The following is a 20,622-nucleotide window of genomic DNA, read 5'->3' as shown; positions in this document are numbered from 1 at the left end:
CTCCTCTCCTTTATTAAGTTGCAGTCATCACTACACTCAACACTACCAGAAAGGGTATTCATGACTCGAATCATAAGATCATTATAGCTCTTTATTTTCCTTTTACAATAGAATTCATAAAAACGTTTTCAAAAAAAGAAAAAAATACTTATTCCAATTATTCAATTTAACTTTTGGACAGATTCTCTGTGGTTAATGACCGGATTCAATCGGATGATGTCTGACAGCTGCTCATGCTTCTGCTCTTTATGATCAATTTTATCGAGCAGTAGCCTCGCACTTCTTCTCCCCATTTCAAAACTCGGCTGGGAAACGGTAGTGATCGGCGGATTATAAAAAGATGCAAAGGATACATCATCTATCCCAATCAAGGAAAAATCATTAGGTATGGTCAGATGATTATTTTTGGCATAGATCAGCACTTGCTCCAAAATCATGTCATTCGTAGCAATGATTGCGGTGGGTGGGTTCTCCATGTGAAATAGTTGTCTAATAAGATCAGGCATTTCATCCAGCCTGCCGCTTTTGATATAGTTTTCATGCACGGATATGTCATGTTTGCCGAGCGTATTTCTATAGCCAGACAGCCGCTCACTTCGTGTGGTAATTGCTTTTTTGCCTAGGGGAAACGTGATGATGCCGATATTTTTGTGACCATGCTCAATCAGTGCTTCAACCGCAAGCTCGCTAGCTTTTTCATTATTTAACAGCACTGTGTCTACGTTGATTTCATCGATTTTTCGGTCGACAAACACGAACGGATAGCCACTTTTGACAAGGGAAACATATAATTTTTTGTTCTCTTCTGTCGGAAAAATAATAAGTCCATCCACTTGCCGAGCGATCATCGACTGGACGTACTTTTTCTCTTTGAGCGAATCATCATCAGTATTGCAGACAATGACCTGGACATTTTCCAGTTGGCATTCATCTTCAATTGCGCGCACGATTTCTGTTGTAAATCTCGACAAAATAGTTGAAGAAATAACCCCCACAATAAAGGTCTTCTTTTGCTTGAGACTGCGCGCCACCTCATTGGGAATATAACTGAGCTCCTCAATCGCTTGCTCAATCTTCTTCTTGGTGCTTTCACTCATATAGTTGTATCTTTTATTCAGAAACTGCGAAACTGTGCTCTTCGACACCCCTGCACGTTCTGCGACTTCTTTCATCGTGGTTACCATGATTCCCCCCCTTTCTATATTGCGTATTAGGCATGTGTTCATTTTCAACTATGTATGTACTCTACAACCTGTATGTAATGTGAATTTCCTTTATTATATACCTTCTTTTACAGGAGGAAAATATAATAAATGTGAGTTGGAACGTGCCTCACCCCATAATCCAGCCCTACAAATGCTAGACCCCCTAACCTAAATATCCCTTGTCGCAAAACTAATAATTTTGAACGAAATCTTAAAAATATACAAATTTTATGAACTTGTTTGATGGAAGATTTGAACATAAAATGAAACTGTAATCGGTTACAATATCATTTATATAAAGGAGGAAGCAAGAATCATGAAGAAAAAAGGGTTGAAAAAAACATTTTTCGTCATTGCCTCCCTCGTCATGGGCTTCACACTGTATGGGTACACTCCACCTTCGGCAGATGCAGCCAGCGTGAAAGGATATTATCATACCCAAGGAAACAAGATTGTAGATGAATCCGGGAAAGAGGCCGCATTTAACGGTCTGAACTGGTTTGGTCTAGAAACCCCTAATTACACTTTGCATGGACTGTGGAGCCGCTCAATGGACGACATGCTGGATCAGGTGAAGAAGGAAGGTTATAATCTCATCCGTCTGCCTTACAGCAATCAGTTATTGGATTCCAGCTCTCGTCCGGACAGTATTGATTACTACAAAAATCCTGATCTGGTCGGATTGACTCCGATTCAAATTATGGACAAGCTGATCGAAAAAGCTGGACAACGCGGTATTCAGATTATCCTTGACCGTCACCGCCCAGGCTCAGGTGGACAATCCGAGCTATGGTATACCTCTCAGTACCCTGAGTCCCGCTGGATCAGCGACTGGAAGATGTTAGCTGAACGTTATAAAAACAATCCTACCGTCATTGGTGCAGATTTACACAACGAACCGCACGGTCAGGCAAGCTGGGGAACAGGCGATGTTTCCACAGACTGGCGTCTCGCGGCGCAGCGTGCAGGGAATGCCATTCTGTCTGTGAATCCGAATTGGCTGATTCTGGTAGAAGGTGTGGACCATAATGTACAAGGCAACAACAGCCAATATTGGTGGGGCGGCAACCTGACAGGTGTAGCCAACTATCCTGTCGTTCTGGACGTACCGAACCGTGTCGTCTATTCACCACATGACTACGGTCCTGGTGTGTCTTCGCAGCCATGGTTCAACGATTCAACCTTCCCGTCCAACCTGCCAGCAATCTGGGATCAAACCTGGGGCTACATCAGTAAGCAAAACATAGCTCCGGTGCTGGTCGGTGAATTCGGCGGTCGCAATGTTGATTCGTCTTCCGCTGAGGGTAAATGGCAAAATGCACTCGTAGACTATATTGGTGCCAACAACCTGTACTTTACGTATTGGTCCCTGAATCCGAATAGCGGTGACACAGGCGGTCTGCTGCTGGATGACTGGGTTACCTGGAATCGTCCGAAGCAGGACATGCTGAGCCGGATTATGAAACCTGTAAATTTCATAGCGGAGCAAGCGAAAGCAAGCACCGAATAGGCACAGGACTTCAATCCGTTTATTAAAAAAGCCGATTTTTCCTCCTTCAGTCCAGCTTGTGCTGGGACTACGAAAAGGTGGAGAAACGGCTTTTTTCATTTTCCAGTTTTACACATTGTAAATTCCCTAATGAATGGGTCATATTGTAAACTAAATCTCTCTTTTAACCGATACATACATATGTTGGATGTGAACATTTGTTATTGTCGGCAGTTTAGTATCCGCTCTAGGGCCTGACTCCATAGATTCCCGGCTGCCGATGGCTTTTGTGCTCATTGTGTCGGAAGTTATTATCTGGCACCCTATGCATTATTGGGGCCCTGCTGGTCTAGCGATCGGATTTATTTTAATCGTTGCATCGATATTTATATAACGTTGATTGTAAAACATGAGCTATTCCAAACACCACAATGCGAGCTAGTTGCTCCACTGTGGTGTTTTCCCTTATGTAGAGCGATTATGATCAGATACTCCCCTGGTTTATTTGTGATAAAGCTTTTCTCACAAGCTGGTCAGCTTGTCGAGTGGTCTCAGGTAAGCGATATTGTGGACAAAGCTTTAATATCCAGTTGCAGGCCGTTTCTAATGAAATACGATGCCCTACAGATACAAACAAAGGTTTAATGTTGTCCTGGGTTCTTAACGCTCCGCCGATAACCTCCTCATGATCCATTAATAACGAACATGCCCCTCGTTCTCGAGATGGCTCTTCGAATTCACCCCATAGCCTCGTTTTACCACATCCAATTGTAGGAATATCAAATATAACACCTAAATGACTGGCTAATCCGAATCGTCTAGGATGGGCAATTCCTTGTCCATCACAGACCACCAGCTGGGGAGAGGTCTTGATTTGCTTCAATGCTTTTACTATAGGCGGCAGCTCCCTGAATGAAAACAATCCGGGGATGTAGGGAAAATGGACAGCATCTTCAACCACTATGGATTCCACTACTTGTAATGAGCTAGCATCTAAAATCACGATGGCCGCAACTAAGAGATCACTTTGTTCACTGTATGCCACGTCTACCCCAGCAACATATTGAATTTCAGGGAATCGATCTTCTTTTGTAACTTTTAAAGATAACTCCTGCTGTAATTTCACTGCTTCTTTTTCATCTAGATCCCATTCATGATTTATGATTGGTTCCATTTTTCTGTGCCTCATTTCTATCCTCTTAGAATGTAATTTTCCGAATGTCCTCTATATGTTAATGGATCAGCGTGTTTGCTATTGAGATGGCGAAAACCTAGCTCATGCTTCGTCCTAGCTGCTCAACCTTGCTCAGCCATTCGTTACGCTGTTGCTCTGTCCTCTTATTCATGAGATCAATGGTTGTAGAACGTACTGGTTTGACTCCACATAAATGTAACGTGGAATCCTTCATCATCCGGTGCCCAGGCTGTCCTTGGAAAAATCGGTAATACCAGTGCGGACCATCCATCGTGCTGATAAGGCGGGCTGTTCTTCCCTTTAAAAGCTTGTCAGGCAAGGGTTTTCCTTTTTGATATTTAAACGCGAATCCCGGCATAAAGGTACGGTCAATAAATCCTTTCATTAACGCAGGCAAGCTGCCCCACCAGATCGGAAAGACAAAAACGAGATGTTCTGCCCATTTAATCCATTCCTGTGCTTGAATCAAATCAGGTTCAAGCGGCAATTTATTCCGATATCCACCTGATAGATTTGGATTAAACTCCAACGCGGACAGCTGCAATAAGCGAACCTCAGCCCCTGCGCCTTCGGCTCCTTTTACATAGGCTTGAGCCAGCGCTTCTCCATAACTGTCAGCGACCGGATTCCCCTGAATCACCAATATTTTTTTAGACATATAAGCCACTTCCTACCTTCATATTATGATTTTAGTTAGAAAACACTAACTTTATATTTAAAAAGAAAAGGTCACTACTGACCTTTACTTAATAAAGCAGTTAAACGTTGTTTGATCTCTACGGCAAATGGAACCAGCTGCTGTGGAAGTTCACCTTCCAGGCTAGACACGGACAAGCGTGTAATGGCTCCAATGATGAGCACACCGGATAGCTGAACATCCTGCTTCGGCAGTTCACCTTGTTGAATCCCCTGTTCGATGAATTCAGTCAACGCCTCTAGCGGCTGACGCACATTCTGGTTCTGGCTTGCTTCAACATACAGCTCATGATGCTGTGATAGTAGAAGCAATCCATATTGGTCCTCATCATGCATATTCAGCACTTCATCCACCAGTTGGTGGAAACGACTGAGAAAGCTCCCATTCTGCTTGCGATAAAAGTCAATTAAGGTGGTATAGCTATTGCAATACTGCCCGAATACCTCCAAGGCCATCGCGTCTTTACTCTTAAAATGCTTATAAATCGCAGCATCTGTCACACCGGCAGCCTCTGCAATTTCTTTGACCGAAATCCCATCAATTCCTTTGGTTGCAAATAAGCACATCGCTGCCTGCAGAATATCCTTCTTTTTACTGTCTACATGTGTTTTCTTATTCATAGGATTATAGTAAGTGATTGCTAACCAAATTGCAAATCATATTTATACAGTTTCAACCTGTCTGTATGCTTGAATTTAAAATCCATCGTAATAAACCTAAAATACCATGTTTTTATAAGTGAATGGTCATGAATACGTTAAATAATACGTGTATCGCTTCATTTTATTCCTATAAAATACATATGTAACCGAATAAAAGCGGGCGTTCTGAACCGTAAATAAAGAGGACGGAAAAGCAACTGATTGGCATACGCTGCATTACGGTGCTCGGCGCTAGGACAAGTCGGGCTAGTCATGCTTGAAGTGCATGCAGTCACCCAGCAGGGAAAAGATTCGGGCAGCCTTGGCATATGGAGCGACGAGCACATTTCCCCGCTGCAAAAAGTGGTGCAGGCCATCCATGACCAAGGCTCTAAAGCCGGTCTCCAGCTTTGGCATGTCGGACGCTCCTGGCTACCAGGTGCCTTACTCGGAGACTATTCGTCAGGCTGCTGATATAGCTACCGCGGCCGTAGGATTGATTACTCACGGTATTCAAGCCGAGGAAATTTTGCGTAATGGTCGGGCGGATCTGGTTGAAGTAGGTCGGGAACTGCTGCGTAATCCATTCTGGCCCAGACAGGCAGCCGAGCAACTCGGTGTTCGTATTGAAGGACCTGCACCTTATAACCATTTTTGGTTTTAAAATAATGTCCATCACATGAAGCGTTCATCGCGAGCAATGTCATGCACTGTAGCGCACACTAAATTGAACAATTTCCACAATAATAGGTGTGCCGGAGGAAATAGTCTCCCCTTCGCTGAGGTGAATCGTCAGCGATGAAGGTGTCAAGCTGAACAACGTTCTTTCTTGTAACATCCCGTTAATATACAGATTTGCATAACTATTGCTTCCGACATGAAACCTTTGAAAAGCCCCCTGCACACCATCTACAGAAAATTGATCCGCCATAATCGTGACTGAAGATTCAATTGGATCAGGAGTAAAATAAAAATACCGCTCAGCCGTAGGGACAATTTCAATATTGGAGATGTCAGGAGCCGGACCTGTTGGACCAGTTATACCTCGGGCTCCAGTAGGACCGGTTACGCCCTGTGCCCCGGTAGAACCGGGTATGCCCTGGGCTCCGGTAGGACCAGGTGCACCTGTTGCGCCTACACTACCTGGAGCTCCAGCTGGACCGGGCACTCCTGGTGCTCCCTGTGTTCCTGCTGGACCCTGTATTCCAGGTATTCCTGGTGTTCCCGCAATTCCCGGTACTCCTGGCGCTCCTGGCGCTCCTGTCACCCCGGCTTCGCCTGGCAGACCTTGCTTTCCTGTATGCTCCATCCTCTTCCGTTTGGCAGGTTTATTTCTGAAGCGTCGTTGTATAATAAATAGTTTTGGATGCTTTTGGGCATGAAGCCCCGTTTTTGTTTTACCTTTGAATGAATACCTGGGCTTACACTTTTTTCGTTTGTTGATCTTGCAATGTACCGGCCTCTTTCCTTGCCTCCTTAGTGATGCATCGCGTCTCTTCATAACAGCCGTACACACCTCCTCCTCTCATGCTTATCATTGTATGCACATCTCCCCTTAGAGTCTTAGGCATTTGTAGCATACAGATTCCAAGTATTCGCTTACATTTTTGGCGCAGCAAATTAGGGCCTTCTTCATTTACCCTATTTCTAATAGGAAGGTTCATATGCCGTTTCCGAATAGGTTGAAAAATCATTTATTGATTAAGAGCCAGCAGTGGCTCATACCAGTAAAGAAAGGAGATGAAAACGATGCCCATCATAAAACCTGTATACACAGCAGTAGCTACTGCTCCAGTAGCTACTGGTGGTGCCATAAGCACGACTGTAACCCCAGCCGTGACCCGTTTTTTTGCAACCATTACAGCCGGGATGATCGGAGCAACAACAACAACTATTCCTGCTGCCAGCTTCGTAGATGACGCCGATGCTCCAGTCGTTGCTTTGCCAACATTAACGGCTACTGATTCTGCTAATTATTATATTAATGGAGTTATTCAGCAGAGCTCCTTATTCACCCTAACCACGGCAAGTCTGGTCATTGCCTCCGTAGATATTACACCAGGTGTCCCCGCTGTCATAGAAATATCTGATTTTAGTGGCACAACCTCTACTATCACAACTCAGCCTACCATCTCGGCCCCTACCGTAACGATTATCACATAAGACGTTTCAATGATTTTGAACCAAGCCGGACTAAAATGGTCATTCACGCTGTACACTACCCCGTATATGCTAGAAAAAGACCGATTCAGATGTCCAGATCTGAATCGGTCTTTTAAGCTCAAGATTAAGGCAAAATAGCAAAGGAGCGCACCGGAAATCCCGGAGAATCCTGAATGCTCGGTACAATATTATAAATGACTGCACCCTTCGGGGGCAGCTTGTCCAAATTCGTCAGCACCTCAACTTGATATCGATCCTGCTCCAATATGTAATATTCTCCTACCAGCTTACCCTCTTTTCGATAAGCTACAGAGGAGTCAGTATCCAGTGTTTCATGTCCAATAGCAGCAACATTTCGTTCCTCTACCAAAAAGCACAGCGCATCCAGCGACCAACCCGGGCAATGTGCATCTCCAGCGTTGTCCTTGTTCGAGAAGGCATCAGGATCAGGCCAACGCTTGCTCCAATCACTACGAAAGGCGACAAAGGACTGATCGGCAATGCGTCCGTGCTCTTTTTCAAAATCCAGAATATCCGCAACCGTAAGCTCATAGTCGGAATTGGCTGCAACGGCTGCTGAACGGTCAATGACAACCAGCGGCAAAACCAGTTCCTTCAACGAAAGCTCATGTAAATAACGTTTACCCTTCACAAAATGAACGGGGGCGTCGATATGAGTTCCATATTGCCCTGGAAAGCAGTATTGTTTTACAAAAAAGCCATCGTCGTGGGTAAACAGGGTATCCACCTGAACATTATCGAAAACCGGAAAATGGGGAATTTCGGGATAAAAGGCATGGGACAAGTCCACCCACTCTTTTTGCTTCAACAATTTCAGGATATCTGCTAAATGCTCTGCCATGATGCCCATTCCTCCTCAGCTTTATTACAAGCATTGTACCTGAGGATGCTGCAAAAATCCATAAATCCTCTGTCATTTCCCTACGCATTTTGGTTTTGAAATCGTTAACATTACGAGAAAAACCATTCAATTTTCCTTTGCTTTAATATGAAGATGAACAGACTGATTTTGAAAGAAATTCACCAGGAAAATTCCATATATTCATATATACATTTTCTATTCGATATGATTGTTAACGTTTTCATTCTGGTATATGCGTTTTGATTGGAAAAAGAAGGGCTCTATTGAATTATATAAAAAATTCGACAAAAATTTTAGTATGTAACTTTTATTATATTAACAAATACTGGAACACAAAGTATGATAGAACATGTAGAAACTACAGGAGCACCCGGGACTCCCTTCGTTCGTCTACTCCATTTATCCAATATACGGAGGTATTTTATGAAAAAGAGATGTTCACTCGGAATCGCTGCCGTGTTACTGTTCGCTACTCTGGCTCCTATGGGTGCACCTGCTCATGCAGCCAGCGATATTGGCAAGGAGACACTCGGCAGCAAAAACGGCTGGGCCGCCTTTTCCACAGGCACAACAGGTGGAGCTGCTGCTACTTCCTCCAATACTTTCACCGTAACGAACCGTAAACAACTTGTCGATGCGTTAGGCAAGAGCAGCAACACTACACCTAAAATTATTTATGTCAAAGGTACAATCAGTGCCAATGTCGATGATAATAATAAACCGTTAGGATTGAACGATTACAAGGACTCTAAGTATGATTTCAATGCGTATCTCAAGGCATACGATCCGTCTACATGGGGTAAAAAGGTTCCTTCTGGTACATTAGAAGATGCACGTAAGGCATCACAGAAGAATCAAGCCAGTCGTATCGTTATTGAAATTCCATCCAATACAACGATTGTCGGTCTGGGCAACAATGCCGTCATTAATGGCGCAAACTTCCAATTAAAAAAGGGTACAGACAACGTCATTATCCGTAATATTGAGTTTCAGGATGCCTACGATTATTTCCCACAATGGGACCCAACTGATGGCAGTACAGGCAACTGGAATTCAGAATATGACAGCATTACAATTAACGGAGCTACGCATGTATGGGTGGATCACAATACGTTCAATGACGGGGCTCACCCCGATAGCGGAAACGCCACCTTCTACGGTCAAGAATACCAGCATCATGATGGACTGCTCGATGTGATTAACCAAGGCGATCTGGTTACCATTTCATACAATCACTTTTACGATCATGACAAAACATCCATTATCGGCAACAGCGACAGTAAAACAGCGGATGAAGGGGCTTTACGTGTAACCCTGCATCACAATTATTATGAGAATACAGTACAACGCACACCGCGCGTACGTTATGGACAAGTCCATCTATATAACAATTACTATACAGGTGATGTAAAACGCTCTGAATACCCTACACTGTATATATGGGGCGCGGGCAAAGCCTCTAAAATCTTTGCTGAAAACAATGTCATTGACGTTGCGGGACTGTCCGCAGCCAAAATTGTGACTGTTTTTGGTGGAACTGCCTTGTCAGACACTGGCACACTTCTGAATGGACAGGCCGTAAACGCTGGCTCCAGCGCGGGGCTTAGCTCCTCTGTAGGCTGGAAGCCATCCTTGAACGATAAAATTTCCCCATCCGCCAGCGTGAAGACAGAAGTCACTTCCCAAGCCGGTTCCGGCAAGTTGTAAGCACTGCCGTATAATACAAATCACCACAGACTCATACAACCTGTGGTGTTACACCAAAAAGGCTGTTCCTCCGTAATATTAATTCACACGGAGAAACAGCCTTTTTTTATTTATTATTTGATTATTTACAAATGATATCATGCTTTAACTGCCGTATTGTTCAACTAAAACTGGCTTTTCAAATGCGTTATCCAGCTTGCGAAGTTTAGCCTTCACCGCTTCTGGTGGCTCAACCGCAGGTGCATCTGGATGAAGCAGCCATGATTTCACAAAGTGTGTATCAGACAATTGATAGAGTGGAGGCTCTTTCTCAAAGTCAATTTTCATGGCATAAGAACTACGGGCTGCAAACGCATCCCCTACAGGTGGGTGAAGCAGATCCGGTGGTGTTCCCGGGATCGCAGCCAGCTTCTGACCATGGCTGTCCAAACTAGGCATGGAAGCGAGGAGTCCCCATGTATATGGATGTTTTGGGTTATAGAAAATTTCATTAACCGTACCTGTTTCCACGATTTGCCCTGCATACATAACAGCAACGCGATCCGCCATCTTCGCCACAACACCGAGATCATGAGTAATAAAGATGATAGAAGTATCAATTTTTTTCTGAAGATCCTTCATCAGTTCCAAGATTTGAGCTTGAATGGTTACATCCAACGCAGTCGTCGGCTCATCGGCAATCAGAAGTTTCGGATTAGCAGCCAATGCCATTGCAATGACGACACGTTGACGCATACCGCCACTAAATTCATGCGGATATTGGTTAAAACGCTGTTCAGGATGTGGAATACCTACCAGATTCAGCAGCTCAATACCCCGCTTGCGAGCAGCGTCCTTGGATATCTTTTCATGCTTGAAAAGCACTTCCGTGATCTGCTTACCGACTTTCATCGTCGGGTTAAGTGAAGTCATAGGGTCCTGAGAAATCAGACCAATTTCCTTACCACGAATTTTTTGCATCTGCTTTTCCGTTTTATTAATCAGCTCTTGTCCGTCAAACATAATTTGACCCTTTTGATAAACGCCCGGAGGAGTCGGGATCAGCTTCATAACAGCTTGTGAGGTTACGCTTTTGCCTGAGCCGGATTCACCGACAATCGCCAGCGTCTCTCCTTTATTGACATGAAAGTTTACGCCACGAATGGCCTGCACTAGTCCCTGACGGGTCTTGAAAGATATCGTTAAGTCCTTCACTTCCAAAAGGCGGTTCATCTCATCACTCTTTCATTTATTATTCATCACTATTATTGACCACTATCTAAAAAAACGACGTTCATGAGTCAAGGTATATACGAATAATTTTACTCATTTTAGTACCTGCCAGTCAAGCAATATCTAAAATATCATCAAAAACCTATCATGCAATGTCATATTAACGGCACATTTTAGCGAAAAATTGATCATTTTTAACCATTTTTTCCTCATTTATAACATGCGTCATGACATGCGTTGAATGTAGCTGAAGCGTGCCCCACCTAATGGTGATCGTGTACAAAGTAGTTCTCCATTCAGTCGAGAGGCTATTTGACGGCAGATGGCCAATCCTAGTCCCGTCGCACCATTTGATCCGGTATAGAATCTTCCGAACACCTCGGCTGCTTCAGATTCGGTTAGACCTTCCCCATCATCATCTACATGCATAACCCACACAACCTCCGGTGTTGTCCCCGTCTCCAAATGAATGACTACCTCTGTGGAGGTGTGTCGAACTGCATTTTGCAGCAAATTCAATATCATGCGGAATAATTGCTCGGCCGGAACGGCCACATGCAGACCCTCTCCCTCCACTCGCAGCGAGATAGAGCGTTCGCTGGCCATCGGCATCAACAGATGAACAGCGTCCTCTGCCATACTTCTCAGATCAATCAAAGAGACGGGCCATTCCTCATTCAGCGCCTCCAACCTCGATAGCTGAAGCAACTTTTCCACCATATCAATTAATCGCTGGGATTGCACTTTAATAATGCTCAGTCCCTCGTCCTGCGATACTACTTGATCCTGAATGGCATATACATAGCCTTGAATGGACATTAACGGTGTCCTTAGCTCGTGTGATACATTTTGTAGGAATTCAATTTGGCTGTGGTGGTGCTGCTGAATGCGGGCGGACATGGAATGAAAGGTGCCTATCAGTTCGCCAATTTCGCTTTTGTCCGCCTGCGGAAAATCACTATCCTGCGGCTGATTCGGCTCATAGTTGCCTACCGCCTCTTTCAATCGCTTGAGCGGACGAACCAGACGTGAAACAACCATCAGACCAATAACGAGAATCACCAGAAAACTCGCGACGATCGACAGCAGCGTAGTTCTCATTAACGGTACATAGAGTGCTCTCAAAGAAGATAAGGGTGAGTATACAAAGATGCGGAAAGGTTGTCCGGGCAATTCTTCATTCGTAAACAGTATCTTTTTACCTTGAAGGACAGCAACGCCTTCATGTGTAGTAACCAGATCGTGGGCAGACGGATGAACCGATGCAAAAAAGCCCTGGCGGGTCAAAAGCAAACGCTCGAGCTTTTTGCCTTCCATTCCAGAGACGCTGGAGTCGATGATGCGGTTATCCGTGCTTAAAATAAAGTAATCGGCAGATAAAAGCACACCCTTGATAACATAGTTAAGTTCAGCATTGTCCAGTCGATCAAAGCCTCCGTCACTCATAATATGGACGGCTTTGCGTGCCTGCTCATGGAGCTTGGATTTGGCCTGATTCACCAGAATGTCATCGATAAGCCTGATAAATAAGACCACCGTAATACAGACAGTAATCAGCATTGCAATGGACAGGGACAGCAGAATTTTGGCTCTCATCGTACGCATGGCTACATCTCCTGAACCGTTGCTTTATATCCAAATCCCCATACCGTATTAATGATGAGTGTGGAGTGGTATTCTGCCAACTTTTTGCGAATACGTTTGACCAGATCATCTACGACTCTCACATCTCCTATAAAATCATAGCTCCACACCTGCTGAATCAAATGCTCTCTGCCAAAAGGCCGTTCCAAATGATTCGCAAGAAACAGCAACAGATCGAATTCACGTGAGGTCAAATTCACCGCTCGTCCGTCTACTGTAACTTTACGAAAGTCAGCAAAAATGCACAGATTGCCTGCATGGCAAAGATTTGCGCCCTCTGCTGCTTGTTTGTCATCAGATGCAGACGCTCCAGCCTTGCTCAGTCTCAGCATCGCTTTGACCCTTCCCACCAGCTCCCTTGGATTAAAGGGCTTGGTCAGAAAGTCACTGCATCCCAATTCCAGCCCATGGATGCGGTCATTTTCCTCTCCGCGCGCGGAGATCATAATGATTGGCATTTCTGTAAACTCACGAAGCTGAGTCAATAGAGAAAGCCCGTCAATGCCTGGCATCATAATATCAAGCACGAGACAATCCGGACGGTTGGTTCGGATATGCTCTACCAGTGTTTTCCCACTGGAAAAGGAAGTTACCTCGTAGGACTCTTTTTTCAAATATTCAGATATTAGTTGCAAAATGAATACATCGTCATCCACTACTACTATTTTTGTCATAGCCTTAACTCCTTGCTGTTGTTCTGAATGCTAGCATCCTTTCTTAAGCTTATCAGAAGCCCCACAGAATAGACAAAAGACGGGTATACCGTTCCCGGTCCCGTCTTTCCTTATCATGAATCGCTGCTGTATATGCTAGGTGAACTGAAAGCTAACTAACTTCTACCTTCTACCTTATTTTTTGTTTGTTACTACTTTAGCTGCTGCTTTTGGAGCTGTTTTCACCGTTTTTGGAGCTGTTTTAGCTGGGACTGCTTTTTTTACTGGAGCTTTATGGGTTACTTTTTTAGATACAACATGTTGTGCACGAGTTTTATGTGCCGCTACCTTGCGTTGAACAGCATTATGTTTTTTCGCATGATGTTTAACTGTGCGGTGTTTTGCTTTCACTGCTTTTGCTTTGTGGCTTGCCACTTTTTTCGCACTGCCTTTTTTGGCAGGAGCTTTTTTAACAGGTGCTTTCACCACAGGTGTTTTCGTTGCAGGCGCTTTTGACGGTGTTTTGCTAGCAGGAGTCGTAACCGCAGGAGCTTTGATGGCTGGTGCAGTGGTGACTGGAGTTGTGGTTGCTGTAGCGGCGAATGCGCTGCTTGCTCCTCCCAGTACACTTACTACGGTCAATACGGCTGCTGCATTTTTAGTCCATTTTTTCATGATTGAATCACCTCTCCTTTAAAGTATCTTTAGCTTATCAGGAGAATTCGGGATAATTGTGGAGCAAATATGTGAAAAGTATATGAAAAAGCGTGCAGCTCTGTATCTGAAAAATACATGAGTCTGCACGCTATAAATGTTGCAACCATCATCTCCACTAACCGATGGCAATCCAGGAAACAATACCGTAGTTATGCGCGGTTTCACTCCACTTGGTTACAACGATCACCGCTCCATGAGTCGTCTGAGATTTCAGCGTTGCATGGAAGAGAGGATGGTTCGTCATCGCTACCAAAGTGTAATCCGGGTTCACAAATGGCTCCCCGAATACAATGGTTACTTCTGTCTCTCCTTCGCTTCCCTTTAAAAGAAACGGCGCTCTGCCAAACTGCTGCAATGCAGGCTGATTTGTACAAGTACGGACCGGGGTGATGCTCATATGCTCTGGTTTCACTGCGTTCAGTTCCAGCTCACGTGAGCCCACGGAACCTTCTACCAGATGATGACCTTCGATGCTCTGCTCTGCCACATGATGACTTTGTACCGCAGCAGCCTGCAGATGCTCTGGACCTACAGCTTCTGGGCTCAGCACCTCACTGTCGACGACCTGATTCTGCAGATGGCTGCGAGATATACTGTTTGCCTGAAGTTTGTCGCCACTGATTCCTTCCTCAGGCAAAAGTCCCGAGAGATGAATATCTGTGGACAATTGATTCAATGTTACTGAGCCGGGTTTCAGATGGTGCGAATCAATGACTTCCTCAGCAATATGGTGGCCTTCAATTGCCTCCTCAGCCACATGGCGGGACTCCACCGTTCCATCTGCGAGTTTGCCGGACGTCACCGCTCCATCCCGTATAGCTTCCTCTGACACCGCCTGCCAGCCGATATGCTGTGACTGAATAGCTCCTGCTTGCAAATGCTCGGATTGGACAGAATCCGGTGAAATGTGGCGGGACTGCACTGCCCCCTCTGCCAGTGCTGACTCTTGAATCGCTCCATCGGACAAATGCTGGGCTTGCACGGCATGTTCTGTCAAATGTACAGAGCTTACGCTGGCTTCCGCCAGATTCGAAGCTCGCACCGCCCGAAGCGCAAGCTTCTCAGCGTTCACGCTGCCTGCCTGGAGCGCGTGAACAGATACACTCCCTGGCGCAATATGCTGGATCGTCACTGCCGAAGGCTGCAAGTGGGCTGAGGTGACGGATTCCGGCGCCAGATGGCTCGACTGGATGGTCTCTTCTGCCAAATGATGGGCTTGCACTGCTTCGTCCGTAATGTGCCACGGCTGTACGGAATGTGGAGATATTTTGGCAGCTGTCACGACCTCATCTGCCAGTTTATCGGACGTAACAGACTCATCCTTCAGAGCATTAGTCGATATCGACTGGTATGCCAGATGCTCGCCCTGAATGGTTCCGGGGTGTAGATGGTGCGGCTGGATCGATTCCGAGGCAATATGCACGGATTTCACTGCCCCTTCTGCCAGTGCTGTATCCTGTACTGCACCGATTGCCAAATGCTGGGTGTGTACCGAATGAGCAGACAAATGCGCAGGACCGACGCTGCCTTCAGCAAGATTCGCCCCTTGTACCGAATGGGCCGCCAGCTTCTCCGAGGTGACGCTTTCCGCTTGTAACGCATGACTAGACACACTATCCGGGGCCAGATGGCTCGCAAGTACCGCCGAAGACTGCAAGTGGGCTGAAGTGACAGATTCCGGTGACAGATGGCTCGACTGGATGGTCTCTTCTGCCAAATGATTGGCTTGCACTGCTTCGTCCGCAATGTGCCACGGTTGTACCGAGTGAGCCGACAGTTTGGCAGCAGTCACACCCTCATTCGCTAATTTATCACACGTAACGGACTCATCCTGTAATGCATCGGTCGATATCGACAGGGATGCCAGATGCTCGCTCTGAATAGTTTCAGGGTGCAGGTGATGCGGCTGGATGGATTCCGGGGCAAGGTGTACCGACTTCACTGCCCCCTCGGCTAGCGCTGTATCCTGCACTGCGCCGACTGCCAAATGCTGAGTGTGTACCGACTGTGCAGATAAATGCGAAGGACCGACGCTGTCTTCCGCAAGATTTGTCCCTTGCACCGAGCGTGCTGCCAGCTTTTCTGAAGTGACGCTTTCCGCTTGTAGCGCAAGACCGGATACACTATCCGGCGCCAAATGACTCGCAAGTATCACCGAAGACTGTAAGTGGGCTGAGGTGACAGATTCCGGCGCCAGATGACTCGATTGAACGGCCTCTTCTGCCAAATGATTAGCTTGCACTGCTTCATCTGTAATGTGCCACGGCTGTACCGAGTGAGCCGACAACTTAGCGGCAGTCACACCCTCATCGGCCAATTTATCAGATGTCACAGACTCATCCTGTAAAACATCAGTCGATATCGACTGAGATGCCAGATGCTCGCCCTGAATGGTTCCAGGGTGCAGATGGTGTGATTGGATCGATTCTGGAGCGATATGCACGGATTTCACTGCTCCCTCTGCCAACGCTCTATCCTGTACCGCTCCGGCTACCAGATGTCGGCTGTGTACGGACTGTGCAGACAGATGGGACGGGCCGATGCTGCCTTCCGCAAGATTCGTCCCTTGTACCGAGCGCGCTGCCAGCTTTTCCGAGGTGACACTTTCCGCCTGTAGTGCACGACCAGATACACTATCTGTCGCCAGATGACTCGTGAGCACTGAGGAAGCCTGCAAATGGCGAGAGGTAACGGATTCGGAAGCCAGATGGCTTGACTGGATGGCTTCTGATGCCAAATGATTTCCTTGAACTGCTTCGTCTGTAATGTGCCACGGCTGTACCGAGTTGACTGACAGCTTGGCGGCAGTCACACCCTCATCCACCAATTTATCGGAGGTAACAGACGCATCCTGCAAAGCATCGGTCGATATGGCCTGGGATGCGATATGCTCGCCCTGAATGATTCCTGTGTGCAGGTGATGCGGCTGGATTGACCCCGCGGTAATGTGTACCGACTTCACTGCTCCCTTTGCCAGCGTTGTATCCTGTACTGCGCCAGTTGCCAAATGCCGGGCGTGTACCGACTGTGCAGACAAATGTGACGGGCCGACGCTGTCTTCCGCAAGATTCGTTCCTTGCACCGAGTGGGCTGCCAACTTTTCCGAGGTGACGCTTTCCGCTTGTAGTGCACGGCCGGACACACTATCCGGGGCCAGATGGCTCGTGAGCACTGACGAAGACTGCAAGTGGGCTGAAGTGACACTTTCCGGGGCCAGATGGTTCGACTGGATGGATTCTGCTGCCAAATGATTTCCTTGCACTGCTTCGTCTGTAATGTGCCACGACTGTACGGAGTGGGCCGACAGCTTGGCGGCAGTCACGCCCTCATCTGCCAGTTTGTCAGATGTCACAGACTCATCTTGTAAAGCATCGGTCGATATGGCCTGGGATGCAATATGCTCGCCCTGAATGATTTCAGTATGCAGATGGTGTGGTTGGATCGATTCCGGGGCAATGTGCACGGACTTCACCGCTCCCTCTGCCAGCACTCTATCCTGTACCGCTCCAGCTGCCAAATGCCGCGTGTGTACGGACTGCACAGATAGATGTGAAGGGCCGATACTGCCTTCTGCAAGGTTCATTCCTTGTACCGAGCGGGCTGCCAGTTTTTCCGAGGTTACACTTTCCGCTTGAAGTGCACGACCGGACACACTATCCGGAGCCAAATGTCTCGTTAGCACCGAGGAGGCCTGTAGGTGCACCGAGGTGACCGCTCCAGATGCCAGATGGGTCGAGTCCACAACCGCCACGGCCAAGTGGTTGCTTTGTACAGCTTCATCCATAATATGCCCGGACTGCACTGCATGGGCTGACAACTTGGTAGAGGTTACACTTTCCTCTGATAGTTTGGCAGAGGTAACCGCTTCATCCTGTATGGCTTGAGTCGCTATCGCCTGCAATGCAATATGCTCACCCTGAATGATCCCGCTTTGCAAATGCTCGGATTGGATGGATTCTGCTGCAAGATGCTCAGACTTCACAGCATTCTGGGCTAATATCGTGTCCTCTACTGATCCTGCGGCCAAATGTTCGGTTTGTACGGCCTGTGCAGCCAAATGCCCGGGTCCCACGCTGTTTTCCGCCAGGTTGGAAGCCTGCACAGCCCGAGCCGCTAACTTCTCGGAAGTGACGCTTTCCGACTGAAGTGCATGGCCGGACACACTATCTGGGGCGAGATGTTTGGTTTGGACCGAAGCAGACTGCAAATGGTTGGAGGTGACGGATTCCGGCGCGAGATGATTCGCCTCCACTGCTTCAACAGCCAGATGGTTGCTCAGTACTGCTTTATCCGTAATATGCCATGGCTGCACCGAACGAGCAGACAGCTTGGAGGAAGTGACACTGCCCTCAGCTAGCTTAGGCGCAGTAATCGCCAAATCATTAATTTTATCCGTAGCCACACTTTCCGGCGATAGTTTCAACGAAGTAACGGCATGATCCTGTAAATGGTGGGAGTATACCGCTCCGCTGGCCAAATGCGCGGTATGAACAGCGCCTTCGCCTAGTATGTCTGCGGTAACGGACTGTTCTTGCAACGCCGCGGTTCCGACACTGTCTTCCCCAAGATGCTTACTCTGTACAGAGCTCTGGGCCAAATGGGCTGAATCCACCGATTGAGCCTGTAACGCCTTTCCGCCCACACTGTTGTCGGCAAGGTGGTTTTCACGGATTACTCCCGTTGCAATGTGTACGTGGGTAATGGCTTGAGACGCAACTTTATTTCCGGTTACCGCCCCTGTGCCAATTTTAGTTTCTATAACCGCCTCGTCAGCGATTTTGTCAGACTTAATAGCGCTCGAAGCGATGTGATTTTCCTTGATAGCCTGATTCGCCACATGGTAATCCAGAACTGCACCCTTCCCTATTTTCTCGCTTGTCACAGCCCCGGAATGCAAATGTTGCTCCGTAACCGCCTCTGGTGCAATATGATCTTTCCGAATAATTTCGGATTGAAGATGCACGGAAGAAACTGCCTCTGGAGAAATCTGAGGTCCTTGTATGGCTGCTGTTGCAATATGTCTGGTAAGTACTGCCTCATCGGCAATTTTGTGTGGGAGAATGCTCTGATCCGATATTTTGGATGAAGTGACGGATTGATCAACGATCTGCAATGAGCCTACAGACTGATCTGCCAGTTTATTGGATTGAATACTCCGATCCGCGATATGCCGGGCTGTCACTTGGCCCGTTCCAAGCTGCTCTTCCCCGATGGAGCCAGGACTGAGATGCTTTCTTTCAATCGCTCCCGCCTGAATGTGCGTACTGGTGACTGCCTCAGACTCCAGATGACGCCCGCTGACAACACCTTCCTCCAATTGTTCCCTACCCACTAGTCCGTCGGATAGCTGCTTGCGATTAATCGAACCCGGAGCTAGATGCCGGGCATGGACGGCATGCTCGGTCAGGTGTGTGCTCTCAATGCTGCCTGCCTGGATTTTAGTTCCATCCACAGCCCCATCCCGCAGTTTGGAGGTGGTCACAGACTGATCGCCCAGCTTGGAGCTATCAACAGCTTCATTCGCCAAATTGTTCGATTGAATCGTACCGCTGCGAATTTTATCGGAGGTGACCGACTGATCTTGAAGCATATCTGAAGACACGATCCATTGCTTGAAATGACGGCTTTCAATCGAGCCATTGGCAATATGATCGCCGCTGATAATTTTATCCGCCAGCTTTTCTGGAGTGATGCTGCCATCACGAAGTTTTTCACCACTAATAGAGCGATCCTGCAATTTACTGCCTGCCACTGATGCGTCCGACAGATGCTCGACCGTAATGGAGTCGGGAGCAATCTTCGAAGCAGTCACAGCACCGTCAGCTATTTTAATTGTATGAACAGCATAATCTGCTAGAAATTCCGTTTGGATACTCTCTTGTTTCAGCTTGCTGGAATCTATAGAAGCGGGAGCGATCTTTTCACCTGTCACAGCGAAATCACTCAAATCGTCTGTATAGATGAAAGCATTGTTTACATGCGGAGCCTTCTTATTGTTCAAAATTTCTTCCACATCAATTGGATCAGGTTCTGGTTCTGGTTCTGGCTCTAGTTCCGGCTCCGGTTCTGGATCTAGTTCTTGCTCTGGTTCTAGCTCTGGCAGTGGGGGTTCTTCCATCAAAGCTGGAGTCTCCTCTACATCTGCAACCTCAATCTCTTTCTCGTGCAGAGCCTCGACTTCAGGCTCGATAACTGTCTGTAGCTCCGACTCCTCTGTAGTTGGGGGAGGCGGAGAAGCAACTTGATGAAGTCTTGCTTCTGTCTCCCTCTCCGCAGGCAGTGGTTTTGAGCGTTGTATCATACTTAACTCATTCATATCCGGGTCAATTACACGATAGAGCGGCTTTTTGTTTCTGTTGGTTTTGCGGCTCTTGTTCTTCAAGCAGCTCTCTCCCTTCTCATGTTTATCGTTACAG

At 46.9% G+C, this 20,622-nt stretch carries 15 protein-coding genes and 1 pseudogene; 5 read left to right on the top strand and 11 right to left on the bottom strand.

The window, feature by feature from the left end; translation table 11 throughout:
- Window positions 1-161: 161 nt before the first annotated feature.
- Window positions 162-1,184: a substrate-binding domain-containing protein gene (locus tag C0638_RS15000; protein WP_102163580.1), complete on the bottom strand. Its 1,023-nt coding sequence runs from the start codon at window positions 1,182-1,184 to the stop codon at window positions 162-164.
- Between the two features lie 337 nt (window positions 1,185-1,521).
- On the opposite strand from C0638_RS15000, the gene C0638_RS14995 reads away from it, so the two are divergent.
- A complete protein-coding gene (locus C0638_RS14995; RefSeq protein WP_058711313.1) occupies window positions 1,522-2,715 on the top strand; it encodes a glycoside hydrolase family 5 protein in 1,194 nt (397 codons plus the stop codon).
- A gap of 463 nt (window positions 2,716-3,178) precedes the next feature.
- On the opposite strand, the gene nfi is transcribed toward C0638_RS14995, so the two are convergent.
- The 3 genes from nfi to C0638_RS14980 all read right to left on the bottom strand — a co-directional run bounded on the left by nfi (window position 3,179) and on the right by C0638_RS14980 (window position 5,206).
- Entirely contained in the window at window positions 3,179-3,883 is a 705-nt protein-coding gene (gene nfi, locus C0638_RS14990) for a deoxyribonuclease V (protein ID WP_102163578.1), read from the bottom strand.
- Between the two features lie 82 nt (window positions 3,884-3,965).
- A complete protein-coding gene (locus C0638_RS14985) occupies window positions 3,966-4,547 on the bottom strand; it encodes an NAD(P)H-dependent oxidoreductase (RefSeq protein ID WP_025676090.1) in 582 nt (193 codons plus the stop codon).
- A gap of 74 nt (window positions 4,548-4,621) precedes the next feature.
- The gene (locus tag C0638_RS14980; RefSeq protein WP_025676091.1) at window positions 4,622-5,206 is read right to left on the bottom strand and encodes a TetR/AcrR family transcriptional regulator; all 585 of its coding nucleotides are present in this window, start codon (window positions 5,204-5,206) and stop codon (window positions 4,622-4,624) included.
- 294 nt (window positions 5,207-5,500) lie between these two features.
- Between C0638_RS14980 and C0638_RS26180 the strand changes: the two genes are divergently transcribed.
- Both C0638_RS26180 and C0638_RS26175 read left to right on the top strand, forming a co-directional pair.
- Window positions 5,501-5,701 (top strand): oxidoreductase, encoded by a 201-nt coding sequence (locus C0638_RS26180; protein WP_442792768.1) that lies wholly within the window; start codon window positions 5,501-5,503, stop codon window positions 5,699-5,701.
- A pseudogene (locus C0638_RS26175) lies at window positions 5,655-5,891 on the top strand (oxidoreductase); the annotation flags it as partial. The gene C0638_RS26180 and the pseudogene C0638_RS26175, both read left to right, overlap by 47 nt.
- A gap of 39 nt (window positions 5,892-5,930) precedes the next feature.
- Here C0638_RS26175 and C0638_RS25990 read toward each other — a convergent pair.
- The gene (locus C0638_RS25990; RefSeq protein ID WP_102163575.1) at window positions 5,931-6,536 is read right to left on the bottom strand and encodes a DUF4183 domain-containing protein; all 606 of its coding nucleotides are present in this window, start codon (window positions 6,534-6,536) and stop codon (window positions 5,931-5,933) included.
- Between the two features lie 440 nt (window positions 6,537-6,976).
- Here C0638_RS25990 and C0638_RS14960 point away from each other — a divergent pair, with 440 nt between their 5' ends.
- Window positions 6,977-7,390 (top strand): DUF4183 domain-containing protein, encoded by a 414-nt coding sequence (locus C0638_RS14960; protein WP_013372504.1) that lies wholly within the window; start codon window positions 6,977-6,979, stop codon window positions 7,388-7,390.
- 124 nt (window positions 7,391-7,514) lie between these two features.
- Here C0638_RS14960 and C0638_RS14955 read toward each other — a convergent pair whose 3' ends face one another.
- Window positions 7,515-8,252, bottom strand: a complete 738-nt coding sequence (locus C0638_RS14955) for a cyclase family protein (RefSeq protein WP_058711312.1) — start codon at window positions 8,250-8,252, stop codon at window positions 7,515-7,517.
- 444 nt (window positions 8,253-8,696) lie between these two features.
- On the opposite strand from C0638_RS14955, the gene C0638_RS14950 reads away from it, so the two are divergent.
- Window positions 8,697-9,980 carry a pectate lyase family protein gene (locus C0638_RS14950; protein WP_058711760.1) on the top strand — a complete coding sequence of 428 codons (1,284 nt, stop codon included), beginning with the start codon at window positions 8,697-8,699 and terminating at the stop codon, window positions 9,978-9,980.
- A 144-nt stretch (window positions 9,981-10,124) separates the two neighbouring features.
- On the opposite strand, the gene C0638_RS14945 is transcribed toward C0638_RS14950, so the two are convergent.
- The 5 genes from C0638_RS14945 to C0638_RS14925 all read right to left on the bottom strand — a co-directional run bounded on the left by C0638_RS14945 (window position 10,125) and on the right by C0638_RS14925 (window position 20,588).
- Entirely contained in the window at window positions 10,125-11,192 is a 1,068-nt protein-coding gene (locus tag C0638_RS14945) for an ABC transporter ATP-binding protein (protein WP_013372507.1), read from the bottom strand.
- Between the two features lie 225 nt (window positions 11,193-11,417).
- Window positions 11,418-12,797, bottom strand: a complete 1,380-nt coding sequence (locus C0638_RS14940; RefSeq protein WP_013372508.1) for a sensor histidine kinase — start codon at window positions 12,795-12,797, stop codon at window positions 11,418-11,420.
- A gap of 2 nt (window positions 12,798-12,799) precedes the next feature.
- Window positions 12,800-13,510, bottom strand: a complete 711-nt coding sequence (locus tag C0638_RS14935; protein ID WP_058711761.1) for a response regulator transcription factor — start codon at window positions 13,508-13,510, stop codon at window positions 12,800-12,802.
- 174 nt (window positions 13,511-13,684) lie between these two features.
- Window positions 13,685-14,164: a hypothetical protein gene (locus C0638_RS14930; RefSeq protein ID WP_058711762.1), complete on the bottom strand. Its 480-nt coding sequence runs from the start codon at window positions 14,162-14,164 to the stop codon at window positions 13,685-13,687.
- 157 nt (window positions 14,165-14,321) lie between these two features.
- Entirely contained in the window at window positions 14,322-20,588 is a 6,267-nt protein-coding gene (locus tag C0638_RS14925) for a WIAG-tail domain (RefSeq protein WP_058711763.1), read from the bottom strand.
- Window positions 20,589-20,622: the final 34 nt, after the last annotated feature.

It is taken from the genome of Paenibacillus sp. lzh-N1, assembly GCF_002872435.1.
GTDB lineage: Bacteria > Bacillota > Bacilli > Paenibacillales > Paenibacillaceae > Paenibacillus > Paenibacillus polymyxa_C.
The sequence above is the reverse complement of the archived record's forward strand: the minus strand, read 5'-3'. Positions and strand labels throughout refer to the sequence as shown.